Annotated in this window: 12 protein-coding genes and 1 tRNA gene; 5 read left to right on the top strand and 8 right to left on the bottom strand. The window is 65.0% G+C overall.

Annotation, left to right across the window (positions count from 1 at the left end; all coding sequences use genetic code 11):
• Window positions 1-2: 2 nt before the first annotated feature.
• Both AiwAL_RS01780 and AiwAL_RS01775 read right to left on the bottom strand, forming a co-directional pair.
• A complete protein-coding gene (locus AiwAL_RS01780; RefSeq protein ID WP_235703491.1) occupies window positions 3-677 on the bottom strand; it encodes a TetR family transcriptional regulator C-terminal domain-containing protein in 675 nt (224 codons plus the stop codon).
• The gene (locus tag AiwAL_RS01775; protein ID WP_235703490.1) at window positions 641-1468 is read right to left on the bottom strand and encodes a dimethylarginine dimethylaminohydrolase family protein; all 828 of its coding nucleotides are present in this window, start codon (window positions 1466-1468) and stop codon (window positions 641-643) included. Before AiwAL_RS01775 ends, AiwAL_RS01780 begins: the two co-directional genes overlap by 37 nt.
• A 228-nt stretch (window positions 1469-1696) precedes the next feature.
• On the opposite strand from AiwAL_RS01775, the gene AiwAL_RS01770 reads away from it, so the two are divergent.
• The 5 genes from AiwAL_RS01770 (at window position 1697) to AiwAL_RS01750 (ending at window position 6124) form a co-directional block, all read left to right on the top strand.
• Window positions 1697-2518: an ABC transporter ATP-binding protein gene (locus tag AiwAL_RS01770; protein WP_235703489.1), complete on the top strand. Its 822-nt coding sequence runs from the start codon at window positions 1697-1699 to the stop codon at window positions 2516-2518.
• A 66-nt stretch (window positions 2519-2584) separates the two neighbouring features.
• Window positions 2585-3376, top strand: a complete 792-nt coding sequence (locus AiwAL_RS01765) for a transporter substrate-binding domain-containing protein (protein WP_235703488.1) — start codon at window positions 2585-2587, stop codon at window positions 3374-3376.
• Between the two features lie 19 nt (window positions 3377-3395).
• Window positions 3396-4106 carry an ABC transporter permease gene (locus AiwAL_RS01760; RefSeq protein WP_235703487.1) on the top strand — a complete coding sequence of 237 codons (711 nt, stop codon included), beginning with the start codon at window positions 3396-3398 and terminating at the stop codon, window positions 4104-4106.
• Window positions 4107-4113: 7 nt separating this feature from the next.
• Entirely contained in the window at window positions 4114-4953 is an 840-nt protein-coding gene (locus AiwAL_RS01755) for an ABC transporter permease (RefSeq protein WP_235703486.1), read from the top strand.
• 1 nt (window position 4954) lies between these two features.
• On the top strand, window positions 4955-6124 hold the full coding sequence (locus AiwAL_RS01750; protein ID WP_235703485.1) for a M20 aminoacylase family protein: 1170 nt from the start codon (window positions 4955-4957) through the stop codon (window positions 6122-6124).
• Between the two features lie 16 nt (window positions 6125-6140).
• Here AiwAL_RS01750 and nagA read toward each other — a convergent pair whose 3' ends face one another.
• The 6 genes from nagA to AiwAL_RS01720 form a co-directional block, all read right to left on the bottom strand.
• Window positions 6141-7352, bottom strand: a complete 1212-nt coding sequence (gene nagA / locus AiwAL_RS01745) for an N-acetylglucosamine-6-phosphate deacetylase (protein ID WP_235703484.1) — start codon at window positions 7350-7352, stop codon at window positions 6141-6143.
• A gap of 55 nt (window positions 7353-7407) precedes the next feature.
• Window positions 7408-7482 (bottom strand) — tRNA-Met (locus tag AiwAL_RS01740).
• A gap of 80 nt (window positions 7483-7562) precedes the next feature.
• On the bottom strand, window positions 7563-8438 hold the full coding sequence (locus AiwAL_RS01735; RefSeq protein ID WP_235703483.1) for a 3-hydroxybutyryl-CoA dehydrogenase: 876 nt from the start codon (window positions 8436-8438) through the stop codon (window positions 7563-7565).
• A gap of 1 nt (window position 8439) precedes the next feature.
• A complete protein-coding gene (locus AiwAL_RS01730) occupies window positions 8440-9375 on the bottom strand; it encodes an electron transfer flavoprotein subunit alpha/FixB family protein (protein WP_235703482.1) in 936 nt (311 codons plus the stop codon).
• A gap of 2 nt (window positions 9376-9377) precedes the next feature.
• Complete coding sequence (locus tag AiwAL_RS01725) at window positions 9378-10127, bottom strand: electron transfer flavoprotein subunit beta/FixA family protein (RefSeq protein WP_235703481.1); 750 nt, start codon at window positions 10125-10127, stop codon at window positions 9378-9380.
• 118 nt (window positions 10128-10245) lie between these two features.
• On the bottom strand, window positions 10246-13305 hold the full coding sequence (locus AiwAL_RS01720; RefSeq protein WP_235703480.1) for a DUF3971 domain-containing protein: 3060 nt from the start codon (window positions 13303-13305) through the stop codon (window positions 10246-10248).
• Window positions 13306-13318: the final 13 nt, after the last annotated feature.

Below are 13318 nucleotides of genomic sequence, written 5' to 3'. Positions count from 1 at the left end.
AACTATTTCTCCTTGCGGAAGTCGCGCAGCGACAGACCCAGAATCGATTCGACCGCCTCGATGCCCATGGCGACCAGGTCTTTTTTTGCGAACATCTCGGGAGCGAGCGTGCCTTCGAGCCACAGCCCGTCGATCACGGCGTTGATCTTGATCGCGGCGCGCCGGCAGTTGGCTTTGCGCGCCGGAAGCCCGGCTTCGACGAAAACCTCGCCCACCAGCGCTTCCAGTTCCCTGCGGAAGGCCAGATAGTGCTCGCGATGAATCGCGGCCATCGCCGCATCGACATGCACCATGCTGATGAAACTCGCCCACAGCGTCAGCCGTTTGATATCGGCGACCGGCGCCCCGAGATTGGCCGCGACGAACCGGCGCAACCGCTCCCGCGCCGTGGCTCCCGCGATGATACTCGCCGCCTTTACCAGGGTGGTCATCTCGCCCATGGTGGCACGATACGCCTCCTGGACCATCCGGTCCTTGGAATCGAAATAATGGCGAATCAGGCCATTGGTGACGCCGGCGCGTAAAGCGATTTCGCGCACGGTGACGGCATGCAGCCCCATCTCGGTCACGCAGTCGAGCGTGGCGCGGATCAGATCCTGCCGGCGTTCATCGCCCGGCGCGCGGCGAAATGTCCGGCGCGTCAAGACGCTTGCCGGAGGATTGGTCGCGTCAGGCATGTCGGGCCGCCTTCGCACGCGATGCAGAGCGCGTCTCCCGCAAAGGTGCTGACGCGGCAGCCGGCGGCTTCCATGGCGCGCCGCGTCGCATCGAAGCCGCCGATCATGATCACGTCGCGCGGGGCGGTCGCGAGCACGTTGAGGCTGAGCCCGTTGCTCGCACGGAACTCATCCTCCGGCGCTTCGATCAGTGCGATGCCGCTCGATTTCAGAAGTTGGTAGAAGGGCGCTGGAAGCAATGGCGCGAAGACGAGCGCCAGATCGTCGTCGAGTGGGCTGATTACCGACATCAGATGCAGGCAAGCTGTCTCGCCTTGCCATAGCGGCAGGTCGAACCCGTGAACCTCGACACCGCGGACCGACAGCATCGCGCGGAGCTGGGCGATCCCTGCCTCGTTGCTGCGGATGCCGCGCCCGACCACCAGTGTTTTGTCGTCGAGCCAGACGCAATCGCCGCCTTCGACGGTGCCGGGATCGACGATACGCCCGAGAATCGGGATTCGCGCGTTGCCATATGCGCGTTCATGCGCATCGACCTCGGCTCGGCGCAGGGCTTTGCCCATGTTGAGCAGGATCGCCCCCGCATCGCTCACCAGTGATGGATCATGGGTGAACATGGCGTCCGCCAGCCCATCGCCGGCATCGTCCATCCATAGAATAGTCGAGCCGGATGCCATGACGAGACTGGCGAAGCCCGCGTATTGGTCGATCGCCTTCGCGGCGTCGAAATTCCGGCCGTAATGCCATTGTTCCGGGTCGGCCGCGTGCAGGCTCGGGCCAGGGCGACGCATCAGCACTCGGCGCAACCTCCCTGCCATCGACTGCGAACCAAAACCTTCCATTGCCGTGTCGCCCTCGCGATGTTGTGAGATTTTTGTTGACGCCGGGCTAATTATACAGTTGCATAACAGGTGCGCAAGTGCATTACTGGCCGTAAAGAAATCTTACGCAAAACAGGAGGCGTCGATCGTTTTGAATAAAAGATCAGGACCGTCGATGTTTTGCCGGAAAACCGGGCGATGAATGCCGACACTCGGCTTTGTCTCGACAGCGAACGATCGCAGGACGCGGAACATCAGGTCGCGGCGATCGAGGTGGTCGATATCCACAAATATTTCGGCCCTCTCGAAGTTCTGAAAGGGATTTCGCTGACGGCCCATGACGGCGATGTGATTGCCATTATCGGCGCCAGCGGCTCTGGAAAATCCACGCTGCTCCGCTGTATCAACATGCTCGAGATCCCGAGCTCGGGCGCGGTGCGCGTGCGCGGCGAGGAGATCGCGCTCAAGCCGGACGGCCCCGGTCGCAGGATGATCGCCGACCGGCGGCAGATTCAGCGAATTCGGACCCGGCTCGGCATGGTCTTCCAGTCCTTCAATCTCTGGCAGCATATGACGCTACGGGAAAACGTCATCGAAGTGCCGGTCCAGGTGCTGGGTCAGTCGCGCAAGGCAGCGATCGAGGCCGCCGATTCGCTTCTCGAACGTGTCGGGCTTTATGAAAAACGCGATGTCTATCCGGCATTTCTCTCGGGCGGCCAGCAGCAGCGAGCGGCGATCGCGCGGGCGCTCGCGATCAAGCCGGATGTCATGCTGTTCGACGAGCCGACCTCGGCGCTCGATCCCGAACTGGTCGGCGAAGTGCTGACGGTGATCGGCGATCTGGCGCGGGAAGGCCGCACCATGATCCTGGTCACCCATGAAATGGGCTTCGCGCGCGACGTGGCGAGCCGGGTCGTTTTTTTGCATCAGGGAGTGGTCGAGGAAGCTGGTGATCCGGTGACGATTTTCTCCGCGCCGAGATCGGAGCGGCTGCGGAAATTCGTCGGGTCCATACGGTAACGGAGTGATAACACGGATGGGATTGATCTCCCGTTCATCCAAGAAAGCAACCAACAGGGGCGTGACATGAAATTCTTTTTGAGGATATTGACCTTTCTGGCGTTCGCCATCCCGCTTGCCGGGACGATGCATGTCGCCAAAGCGGCGCAGGCCGAGACCGTCAAGGTTGGCATTGCGGCCGAACCTTATCCGCCGTTCAGCGAGCTTGACGCCGCCGGACATTGGACCGGCTGGGAAATCGACATCATGCACGCGGTGTGCAAGGCCGCCGACCTGAAATGCAGGATCGTTCCGCTCGCCTGGAGCGGCATCATTCCCGCGCTGCAGGCTGGGAAAATCGACATGATCTTCAATTCGATGTCGATCACGCCGGCGCGCGAGAAGGAGATTGCCTTTTCCCACAAATACTACAACACGCCGGTCATGGTCGCCGGCGCCAAAAACCTGAACTTCAAGGCAACGCCGCAGGGGTTGAAAGGCAGGATCCTTGGGGTTCAGGTATCCACCGTTTCCGAGACCTATGCCAAAAAGCATTTTCCTGGCGCACACCTCAAGATTTATCAAACCCAGGACGAGGCCAACCAGGATCTCGTCGATGGCCGGATCGACGCCACCATGGCCGATGCCATCGCGCTCCAGACTTTTCTCAAGACGCCGCAAGGCAAGGCTTGCTGCGACTCCAAAGGCGACGTCGCGCCCGATCCGGCGATTCTGGGTTCGGGCGTCGGCGCGGGGCTGCGCAAGAGCGATGTCAAGCTGAGGCACAAGATCAACGCGGCGATCGCGAAGATCCGCGCGGATGGAACCTATCAGAAAATCACCAAGAAATACTTCAACTTCAATATCTACGGTAAATAACAGGATCGCTGGCATCGCGATGAGGATCGACTGGGCACTTCTTGCGATTTCGCCGCCGGGCTGGGGCGGGCTGCTCCTCAGGGGTCTCGTCACCACGCTCGAGATCGCCGTCGGCGGCTATCTGCTTGGCCTCTTGATCGGTATCGGCGGTGCGTTCGGCAAGCTGTATGGTGGGGCGGTGAGCCGCGATCTGCTCGAATGCTACACGACGATCGTGCGCGCCGTCCCGGAACTCGTGCTGATCGTGCTCATCTATTACGCGGGAACGGATCTGCTGAACCGCGTTATGGCGGCGCTCGGTTATGCTGCGGTGAACATCAACGGGCTCGCAGCCGGTATTCTGGTCATCGGCGTGGTGCAGGGCGCCTATTCGACCGAGGTTCTGCGCGGTGCGATCCGGGCGGTGCCGTATGGCGAGATCGAGGCAGCGCGCGCCTTCGGCATGCCGTCCGCACTGGCGCTCCGGCGGATCACGCTTCCGGCGATGATACCCCATGCGATATCGGGGCTCGCCAATCTCTGGATGATCGCGACCAAGGACACCGCGCTGCTCGCCGTCGTCGGCTTTACCGAACTCACGATGGCGACGCGGGAGGCGGGGGGTGCTACCAAGGCCTATTTCCTGTTCTTCTGTGCCGCAGGCATGCTCTATCTTCTGGTGACGCTGATTTCGAACCAGGTCTTCAACGCCATCGAGCGACGCGCACGCCGCGGTATGCCGAAAGTGTGACGCAGCGATGACCACTGAGGCACTCGAAACCAAACCGGGCATGACGAGGCTCGTCGAGCCAGCCCACGGCGATGCGATCGGAGCCTGGCTCCGGCCGCATCGCGTGGTACTCGTTCTCATCGCGGCGGGGCTCATCCTTCTGATGGTGCTGTCGATGCGCTGGGATTGGCTGCCGCGCTATGCCGGCCAGCTTTGCCTCGGTCTCTGGCGCACCATCTGGCTGCTTGTCGCTTCAGTGGCTCTCGGGTTTTGCTTCGCCGTTCCCCTGGGACTCGTACAGGTGACGGGACCGAGGCTGCTCGCGTGGCCGGCGCGCGGTTTCTGCACGCTGATCCGCGGCACGCCGCTCCTGCTGCAGCTCTGGCTGCTCTATTTCGGCGTCGGCTCGTTGTTTCCGCAGTTTCCGGCGATTCGCGACAGCGTGTTCTGGCCCTATCTGCGCGAGGCCTGGCCCTATGGACTGCTCTCGCTCACCTTATCTTTCGCCGGATACGAAGGCGAGGTCATGCGCGGTGCTTTCGCGGGCGTGCCGCGCGGCGAGCTGGAAGCGGCGCACGCTTTCGGCATGAGCCGCTTTACTGCGCTGCGCCGCATCTGGCTGCCGCGCGCCTTCTATCGCGTGCTGCCGACATTGGGCGGCGAAGTGATTCTCCAGCTCAAATCGACGCCGCTGGTCGCGACCATCACTGTCGTCGATATCTATGGCGTGATCTCGCATGTCCGCCAGGACACCTATCTCGTCTACGCACCGCTGCTGTTCCTGGCGTTCGTCTATATGGGCCTGACTGGAATTCTGGTGATGCTCGTCCGTTTTCTGGAGAAACGCATTCCCATCCCCGGAGCCTGACATGGTCGCAGCCTCACTGTTCGATACCGACCGCGCCGATCTGGTCGCCATGCGGCGGTTGCTCCATGCCAATCCCGAACTCGGGCTTGAGGAGGTCTGGACATCCGATTTCGTTGCTCATGAGCTTGAAGCTCTCGGCTACGATGTCCATCGCGGCCTCGCGCGAACCGGAGTGGTCGCAACGCTGCGGAACGGCACGAGCACGCGCGCGATCGGCCTGCGTGCCGACATGGACGGGCTGCCGATTTTTGAAGAAACCGGGCTCGACTATCGGAGCCGGAATCCCGGCCGCATGCATGCTTGCGGTCATGACGGCCATACCACGATGCTGCTCGGCGCCGCCCAGGCGATCGCCGCGCGCCGCAATTTCGACGGCATCGTCCATCTCATCTTTCAGCCGGCGGAGGAGAATGCCGGCGGCGGCCGGATCATGGTGGAGGAGGGGCTGTTCGAGCGGTTTCCCTGCGATGCCGTGTTTGCATTACATAACGAACCGTCATTGCCGTTCGGCCAATTCGCCTTGCGCGACGGGCCGATCATGGCGGCGGTCGATGAAGCGACGATCGTCGTGCAGGGTCGCGGCGGCCACGGCGCCGAGCCGGAAAACACGGCCGATCCGGTCGTCGCCGGCGCGAGCATCGTCATGGCGCTGCAGACGATCGTTTCGCGCAACGTCCATCCGATGGAGCCGGCGGTCATCACCGTGGGTTCCTTCCATGGCGGCACGGCCAGCAACATCATCCCAGGCCGGGTCGAACTCGTTCTCGGCATCCGCTCTTTCGACCCGGACACCCGGATTTATCTCGAACGCCGCATCGCCGAAATCGCCAGCCTGCAGGCCGCAAGCTATGGCATGACGGCGGAGATCGACTACCGGCGCAGCTACGACGCGACGATCAACGACAAGGTGCAGACCGGCTATCTGCGCGAGTGCGCGCGGCGTTTCGCCGGCAGCGGCACTGTCGTCGATCTGGCGCGGCCTTTCATGGGCAGCGAGGACTTCGCCTATATGCTCAATGCCCGTCCCGGTTCCTATTTCTTTCTCGGCACCGCGTCGGGCCGGAACGACAAGCCGTTGCATCACTCGGCCTATGATTTCAACGACGATATTCTGCCGATCGGCGCAGCGTTCTGGACGGAACTTGTCGAGGATTTTCTGAAATCGAAATAATGTCGGTGTCGGGAAGTTATGAAAAAGAAGCGTCCTGGGCGGATGGGACGGCAGTGAAAACGCGACTTCCCCCGATCCAGACCGCGCGGATATCGAGCGTATCCGACAGATGGACGAGATCGGCGCGGGCGCCGGGCCGCAGATGGCCGATCGTGGCGGATTTTCCTACTGCCTGCGCCGGATAGAGCGACGCCATACGCAAGGCCTCGCCGAGCGGCAATCCGATCGCATGGTGCATGAACCGCACCGAGGCGATCATGGTGGTGTCGGCGCCGGCCAGCGTGCCGTCGGCAAGCGTCAGGCGCCCATTGCGGCGATAGACGACTCGCCCGTTCAGGGTGAAGGCGTCGAGCGTTGTCCCGGTCGTCGCCATCGCGTCGGTGACCAGGAATACCCTGCCCGGACCGCGCTTGGCCCGGAGCGCGATCGCGACCGCGGTGGCGTCAACATGAATGCCATCCGCGATCAGGCCGGCATGGAGCCCGCCATGATCAAGGGCGGCGCCGACCATCCCCGGCTCCCGGTGGGCGAGCGGGCTCATCGCGTTGAACAGATGGGTCACCATTGTCGCACCCGCGTCGGCGGCAGCGCGCGCCTGCTCGCAGGAGGCGTTGGAGTGGCCGAGGCTGACAACGACGCCGGCCTCGGCGAGATGCGCAATCCGCGCGCCGCTGACCGCCTCCGGAGCGATGGTCGTCAGCAGCACCGGCATGGTTTTCGAGGCCTCGGTCAGGCGCCGCAGATCCGCATCCGTCATCGGCCGGATCAGCGCGGGATCATGGGCACCGTGGCGCGCGGGCGCGAGATGCGGACCTTCAAGATGCAGCCCGAGAAAGCCGGGGATTTGGCGCTGAGCGGCATCGCGGCCGGCGTCGAGGGCGCGGGTTGTGATTTCCACGGTATCGGTGATCAGGGTGGCGAGCAGGGCGGTGGTGCCGAACGGGCAATGCGCCGCGCAGATGGTCGCGATGCCGGCCGCATCGGGGCGGTCGTTCAGCAGAATGCCGCCGCCGCCATTGACCTGCAGATCGACGAACCCTGGAATCAGCATCCCGCCATCGACTGTCAGCAGGCTTGTGCCATCGGGAAGCTCGCGCGGATCGGCGATGCCGGTAATCCGCCGATCGGCGCCGATCGCCAGAGCCTTGCCGTCGTGCCAGGTCTCGCCGTCAAAGATCCGTGCGCCGGCGATCACGACGGGATTTTCGGGGCGGTCGATGTCGGTCATGGCGTTCCGGTCGCTGCGCGGCGATGTCGGGTTCGGCCGGCAGGGCAGCGAGGCTTGGTAGCGGCGGGCGGATTTGAACCACCGACCAAGGGATTATGATTCCCCTGCTCTACCGCTGAGCTACGCCGCCAGACCGGATGGACGCGGAAGTAGCTTCCGCGTCCATCAAAGTCAATCTTTCCGCGTTACTCTTTGTTTTGGTGAGCAATTTTACCGCGTCGGCGTCGGTGGATTGGTCGAATAATCATAGAAGCCGCGCCCGGTTTTGCGCCCGAGCCAGCCGGCCTCGACATAGTTCACCAGAAGCGGGCAGGGGCGGTACTTGTCCTCGCCCAAGCCCTGATGCAGCACGCGCATCACGTCCAGCGCCACATCCAGCCCGACCAGATCGGCGAGCGTCAGCGGCCCCATCAGGTGCGCCGCGCCCAGCTTCATGCCGTTGTCGATCGAGATCACGTCGCCGATCCCCTCATGCAGCGCGAACACCGCCTCGTTGATCATCGGCACCAGGATGCGGTTGACGATGAAGCCCGGAAAATCCGCGGCGGCGACGGTGGTTTTGCCCATTCGCTTCGCCAGCGCCTCGACGGCGGCGACCGTCGAATCCGAGGTTGCGAGGCCCCTGATCACCTCGACCAGCTTCATCATCGGCACCGGGTTGAAGAAATGCATCCCGACGAACCGATCCGCGATGCCGCTCGCCGCCCCCAGCCGGGTGATCGAGATCGACGAGGTGTTGGAGGCAAGGATGGCATCGGGTTTGAGATGCGGGATGATCTGCGCGTAAACCTTCCGCTTGATCTCCTCGCGCTCGGGTACCGCCTCGATCACGGCGTCGCACGCCCCCAGCGCGTCATGCGCGGTCGATGCTTTAACCCGTGCCAGGGCGACGTCCCGCGCGGCTCCGTCGATCGTGCCTTTCTGCACCTGCCGTTCCAGGTTCTTCGCCATGGTGGCAAGGCTTTTGTCGAGCACCGGCTGAGCGGTATCGACCAGGACGACATCGAGCCCGGACGTCGCCGCGACATGGGCGATGCCGTTGCCCATCGCGCCGGCGCCGAGCACGCCGATAAGCTGGATCGCCATGTCAGCCGAGTTCCTTTTGCAGCTCCGGCAATATCTGGAACAGATCGCCGACCAGGCCGTAATCGGCGACCTGGAAGATCGGCGCCTCCTCGTCCTTGTTGATCGCGACGATGACTTTGGAATCCTTCATCCCCGCGAGATGCTGGATCGCGCCGGAAATGCCGACCGCCACATAGAGATCGGGAGCGACGATCTTGCCGGTCTGGCCGACCTGATAATCATTCGGCACGAACCCGGCATCGACGGCGGCGCGCGAGGCACCCACGGCGGCGTGCAGCCGGTCGGCGATCGGTTCGAGCAGCTTGCCGAAATTCTCGCCGTTCTGCATCCCACGCCCGCCGGAAATCACGATTTTCGCTGCCGTGAGTTCGGGGCGTTCGCTCTTCGAGAGTTCCGCGCCGACGAATTTCGACGTCGCGTTCTCGATCGGCACCGATATCGCCTCGATCGCCGCCAAGCCGCCCTCTTCCGGCGCGGGATCGAAACTCGCGGCGCGCACGGTAATCACCTTTTTCGTGTCAGATGACTTCACCGTCGCCATCGCGTTGCCGGCATAGATCGGGCGGATGAAGGTATCGGCGTCGATCACGGCGGCGATGTCGCTGATCGGCTGCGCATCGAGTAGGGCGGCCACGCGCGGCATCACGTTCTTGCCGGTCGCCGTCGAGGCCGAGAGGATATGCGAATAGCCGTCGGCGAGCTTGACGATCAGAGCGGCGAGTGGCTCGGCCAGCGCGTGAGCGAAGGCGGCATGATCGGCGACCAGCACTTTCGCGACACCTTTGATGGCGGCGGCGGCCTTGGCGGCCTCGCCGACGCCTTCGCCGGCGACGAGCGCAACGACCTCGCCAAGCTTCGCGGCGGCGGCGATGGCGCTGCGCGCCGGCTGTTTGACGCTCTTGCCGTCGTGATCGAGCAGAACCAGAACCAGTGTCATGATCAGATCACCTTCGCTTCGTTGCGGAGTTTCTCGACGAGTTCCTGAACCGATTTGACCTTGATGCCGGCCTTGCGCTTCGGCGGTTCGGCGACGCTCACCAGGGTCAGGCGCGGCGCCGGATCGACCCCGAGATCGGCCGGCCTGATCGTCTCGATGGGCTTCTTGCGCGCCTTCATGATGTTCGGCAGCGAGGCGTAGCGCGGCTCGTTCAGACGAAGATCGGTCGTCACCACCGCCGGCAGGGTCAGCGCCACGGTCTCGAGCCCGCCATCGATCTCGCGGGTCACCGTTGCGGTGTCGCCTTCGATGACCACCTTGCTGGCAAATGTGCCCTGCGGCCAGCCGAGGAGGGCGGCGAGCATCTGGCCGGTCGCGTTCATGTCGTCGTCGATCGCCTGCTTGCCCATGATGACAAGGCGCGGCTGTTCCTTCTCGACCAATGCCTTCAGCAACTTGGCCACCGCGAGCGGCTGCAGCTCCACATCGGTCTCGACCAGGATGCCGCGATCCGCCCCCATTGCCAGCGCGGTGCGGATGGTCTCCTGGCACGAAGCGACCCCCATCGACACCGCGACGATCTCGGTCGCGAGGCCCTTTTCCTTCAGACGCACGGCTTCCTCGACGGCGATTTCATCGAACGGGTTCATCGACATTTTCACGCCGGCCGTCTCGACGCCGGTGCCGTCGGATTTGACCCTGACTTTGACGTTGAAATCGACGACGCGTTTGACGGGGACGAGCAGCTTCATCGGTTCACCATGCGGTTGCGTTTCGTGGCGGGTGATCGGTGGATGATCTATCGGCGGCGTCGCCGCAAGTCAACCTATACGGATATATTATGACGTTAACGGCATACACGGCGTGGATTTATTTGCCCGGCATTTTGTCCGGCGGTCCGAAGCCGAAAATGTCGCGCAGCAGGCCGGGTGCGAGGGCGGCGAGCGGATCGACCATGATACGCGGTGCATCGAACGGCCCGTCGATCGTATAGCGTGCGGCGAACAGGCCGCTGCCTTTCTCCGGGCTGAACAATTTGCCGATGACCGGAATTCGCCCCGGCAATGTGTTGAGCGCATAGGCGGGCACGATGGTTCCGGCCAGATCATATCGTTTGCGGGCGAGATCGACCGACCCGGCGGCGGTGAAGCCGAGGGACGCGGAAAAGGCGCGGCCGTTGTGTAGGGTGACGATCGGCCCGGCGATGCTGAACGGCGCGGTCAGTCGGGTGATCGCGAGACCCGGCCCGGAGGTTGCCGCCGGCACGCCGTAGAGCGACAGGCCCTGCAGCACTTTCGCCATCACCGGCGCGTGGCGCAGGCGGAAATCGGTCAGCACGGCGCGACCCTTGGTCGCGCCGCCGGTACTCGAAGCGGTGAGGTCGAGCCTGCCATGGGCGATTTCGGTGGTGGCGCCCAGAGCGGCGAGCAACGTGCCGGCATCGCCGCTAGTCAACGCCACACGCATCGCGGCGCCTTCACGGCCGACCGTCAGATTGGCATGATGCGCGCCGCCGACCAGCGCAGTCGCGGCCAGGGTGTCGAGGGTTCCGGCCTTGCTGCTGGCGGCGATATGCACCGGCCCGAGCGGCGGCGCCGGGGCGGGATACAGGCGCAGCGCATCGAACGCCGCTTGCAGCCGCCAGGAGGGGCCGATGGCGCCGGCCGTTTCGGCCTGTGCTTTCGACGGCGCGGTCGCGCTGGCGCGCGCGCGGCGCAACAGGGCGGAGAGATCGAGCAGCCGCCCCGCCAGCGCGATGGTCCAGGGATGGCCGGAGCCGTCGGGCGGGGTCAGCTTGCCGGTCGCTCTGGTGTCGCCGATCCGTGCCTCGCCAATCGTCATCGCAGCGCCCTGCCGCCGGCCCTTCAGGGCGAGGCCGGGTGCTGTGATATCGAGCGTGGTGAGATCGATGGGGCTGCCCTGCGCAAGGCCGAGACGGATGGCGGCATGGCCCGGCTGGCCCGCCGCCTTGGTCCAGCCGAAGATCGGCAGCGCCAGATCGACCGGGGTAAGATCGGCGTTCAGATCGAGCGTGCCATGACCGCCATCGTTGTCGTAAGCGATGGTGAGCGGTGCGGTGCCGTAACGCCAGAAATCCGGCGCGGCGCCGAACGAATCGAGCAGCGCGCGCCCCGCCCGTGTGGAGGCTTTCAGGTCGAAATCGCCGCCCGGCAGCTTCATCGAGGCGGTGAACTTGGCAGTTTGCCCGGCGAGGCGCCCGATGCCGCGCAATGCCAGATCGTGCAGGCTCGCGGTCAGCGCGATCGTCCCGCCATCGAGCGCGAGATCGTGCACCGGCAAAGGCAGATGCAGCGCGGTGAGTTGCGCGGCCGCGTCGAGATCGACCTTCGCCAGCGGCAAATGCTTGTCGAGCGGCAAGGTCGCGTTGATCGTGCCGGCAACCTGCCCGGTCGCTCCCGCCAGCGCGACGCCGTGGGAGGCAAGGCGCAGCGGCGGCGCGTCGAGCAAGGGCAGGGCCGCGGTGATCGGGCCGCCGAGGCTTGCCGCGATGTGGGCGATCTGGTCGTGCAGGTTCAGCCCGGTGATCCGCATCCCGCCGCGCAGCGCCAACCCGCCGAGCGCGCCGGATGTCGCGGCGATGACCAGCGTATCCTCGTCGGGGAAGGTCAGGGTGCCGGCAAGCGCGGTCATCGGCGCGGCACCCTTGAACCAGTCGAGCGAAACTCCCGAGGCGGCGAAGCCTCCCGAAAATCCCGTGAGATAGGGCGCCTTGCCGAGACTCAGATGCGCGGTGAATTTGCCGTCCGACGCTGTTCCGGCGGGAATATGCCCGAGAACGTAGTGCCTTGCGTGCCTTGCCAGCGCCTGCGGCCAGTAGGCGGGCAGGGCGGCGGCGGAAACCCGGTCCACCGTCGCGTGCAGCACCCCGGAAAATGGCGGGGCGAGGCCGAGCCTGCCATCGAAGCCGATGACCGGCGCCGAGCCCGCGCGCGGCGCGAGGGCGATTTGGCCGCGCGTGAGTTCAAGGTCATGGTCATCGACCGTCGCGGCGAGTTCCGCATGGGCGACCGGAATTTTGCTCTGCCCGAGCGCCACCGTGCCGTCGCCGGTATCGACGGAAACCTCGAGCCCGGCTCGCGCCGCGCCGAGCGGCCAGCGCGCGGTCAGGGTGACGGGCAGGTCGAACCGCACGAGCGCCGCGTTCCGTGGCGCGAGCGAGGCGGGATCGCCCGGACCGAGCATTGCGCGAATCCGTCCCACCCCCTGCGCCGCGCGAAGTTCGACCGTGAGCGGCGCGATCGCCCCGCCATGGCGCAGAACCGCGTGTCCCGCGCCGGTGATCGTGCCGTCGGCGGCGCGGGACAGGTCGAACCGGCTATCCCGCGCCGCGAGTTCGAGATGCAGCGTGTCGTCGTCCAGGGCGAGAAGCGCGCCGCTGACCCGAACGGCGCGGAGATCGGTGAAATCGATGCCGTGCGTGCCCGGTTTCATCGCGATCGTCGCGAGCAGATCGTTGCGCAACTGTGACGGCGTTGCCCCCGCCCGATCCGGCCGCAGCGTGATCGCGGTGCGATGGGCGATGATGCGAATCGGCGCGATCCGTCCGCGCAGCAGGGCGAGCGGCGCCAGCGTGACGCGCAGATAGGAAATCTTCAACGCGGCGGCCCGGTTTGGTCCGCTTACCACGATGTCCGACAGGCGAAGATCGAGCGGCGCGCCGCCGCGATGAAATCCCTCCCAGGCCAGAGCGGCGCGCCCCACCGTAACCGTCGAGCCCGGCAGTGCTCGCGCCACCGCCGCCGCGATCCGCGACGCGAGCGGCGGCAGATCGACCGGCCCGCGCGCGAGCCGCCAGGACGCCGCGCCGAACAGCAGCAGAAGCACCAGGGCGATGGTGCCGACGAACCGCGCGCCGTGATGGCCCGCATGGCTGGCGACCTGCCCCGCTTGACGGAACCGGCGCCTCATCGAAGGATCGCCT

This window comes from Acidiphilium sp. AL, assembly GCF_025499445.1.
Classification (GTDB): domain Bacteria; phylum Pseudomonadota; class Alphaproteobacteria; order Acetobacterales; family Acetobacteraceae; genus Acidiphilium; species Acidiphilium iwatense.
Note: the sequence above shows the minus strand (reverse complement) of the source record. Positions and strands in the feature narration are given on the sequence as shown.

Excerpts from the sequence above, each read along its gene's own strand:
- AiwAL_RS01780 (WP_235703491.1), bottom strand. The coding sequence starts at position 677 with ATGCCTGACGCGACCAATCCTCCGGCAAGCGTCTTGACGCGCCGGACA.
- AiwAL_RS01775 (WP_235703490.1), bottom strand. The coding sequence starts at position 1,468 with ATGCGTCGCCCTGGCCCGAGCCTGCACGCGGCCGACCCGGAACAATGG.
- AiwAL_RS01770 (WP_235703489.1), top strand. The coding sequence starts at position 1,697 with ATGAATGCCGACACTCGGCTTTGTCTCGACAGCGAACGATCGCAGGAC.
- AiwAL_RS01765 (WP_235703488.1), top strand. The coding sequence starts at position 2,585 with ATGAAATTCTTTTTGAGGATATTGACCTTTCTGGCGTTCGCCATCCCG.
- AiwAL_RS01760 (WP_235703487.1), top strand. The coding sequence starts at position 3,396 with ATGAGGATCGACTGGGCACTTCTTGCGATTTCGCCGCCGGGCTGGGGC.
- AiwAL_RS01755 (WP_235703486.1), top strand. The coding sequence starts at position 4,114 with ATGACCACTGAGGCACTCGAAACCAAACCGGGCATGACGAGGCTCGTC.
- AiwAL_RS01750 (WP_235703485.1), top strand. The coding sequence starts at position 4,955 with ATGGTCGCAGCCTCACTGTTCGATACCGACCGCGCCGATCTGGTCGCC.
- nagA (WP_235703484.1), bottom strand. The coding sequence starts at position 7,352 with ATGACCGACATCGACCGCCCCGAAAATCCCGTCGTGATCGCCGGCGCA.
- AiwAL_RS01735 (WP_235703483.1), bottom strand. The coding sequence starts at position 8,438 with ATGGCGATCCAGCTTATCGGCGTGCTCGGCGCCGGCGCGATGGGCAAC.
- AiwAL_RS01730 (WP_235703482.1), bottom strand. The coding sequence starts at position 9,375 with ATGACACTGGTTCTGGTTCTGCTCGATCACGACGGCAAGAGCGTCAAA.
- AiwAL_RS01725 (WP_235703481.1), bottom strand. The coding sequence starts at position 10,127 with ATGAAGCTGCTCGTCCCCGTCAAACGCGTCGTCGATTTCAACGTCAAA.
- AiwAL_RS01720 (WP_235703480.1), bottom strand. The coding sequence starts at position 13,305 with ATGAGGCGCCGGTTCCGTCAAGCGGGGCAGGTCGCCAGCCATGCGGGC.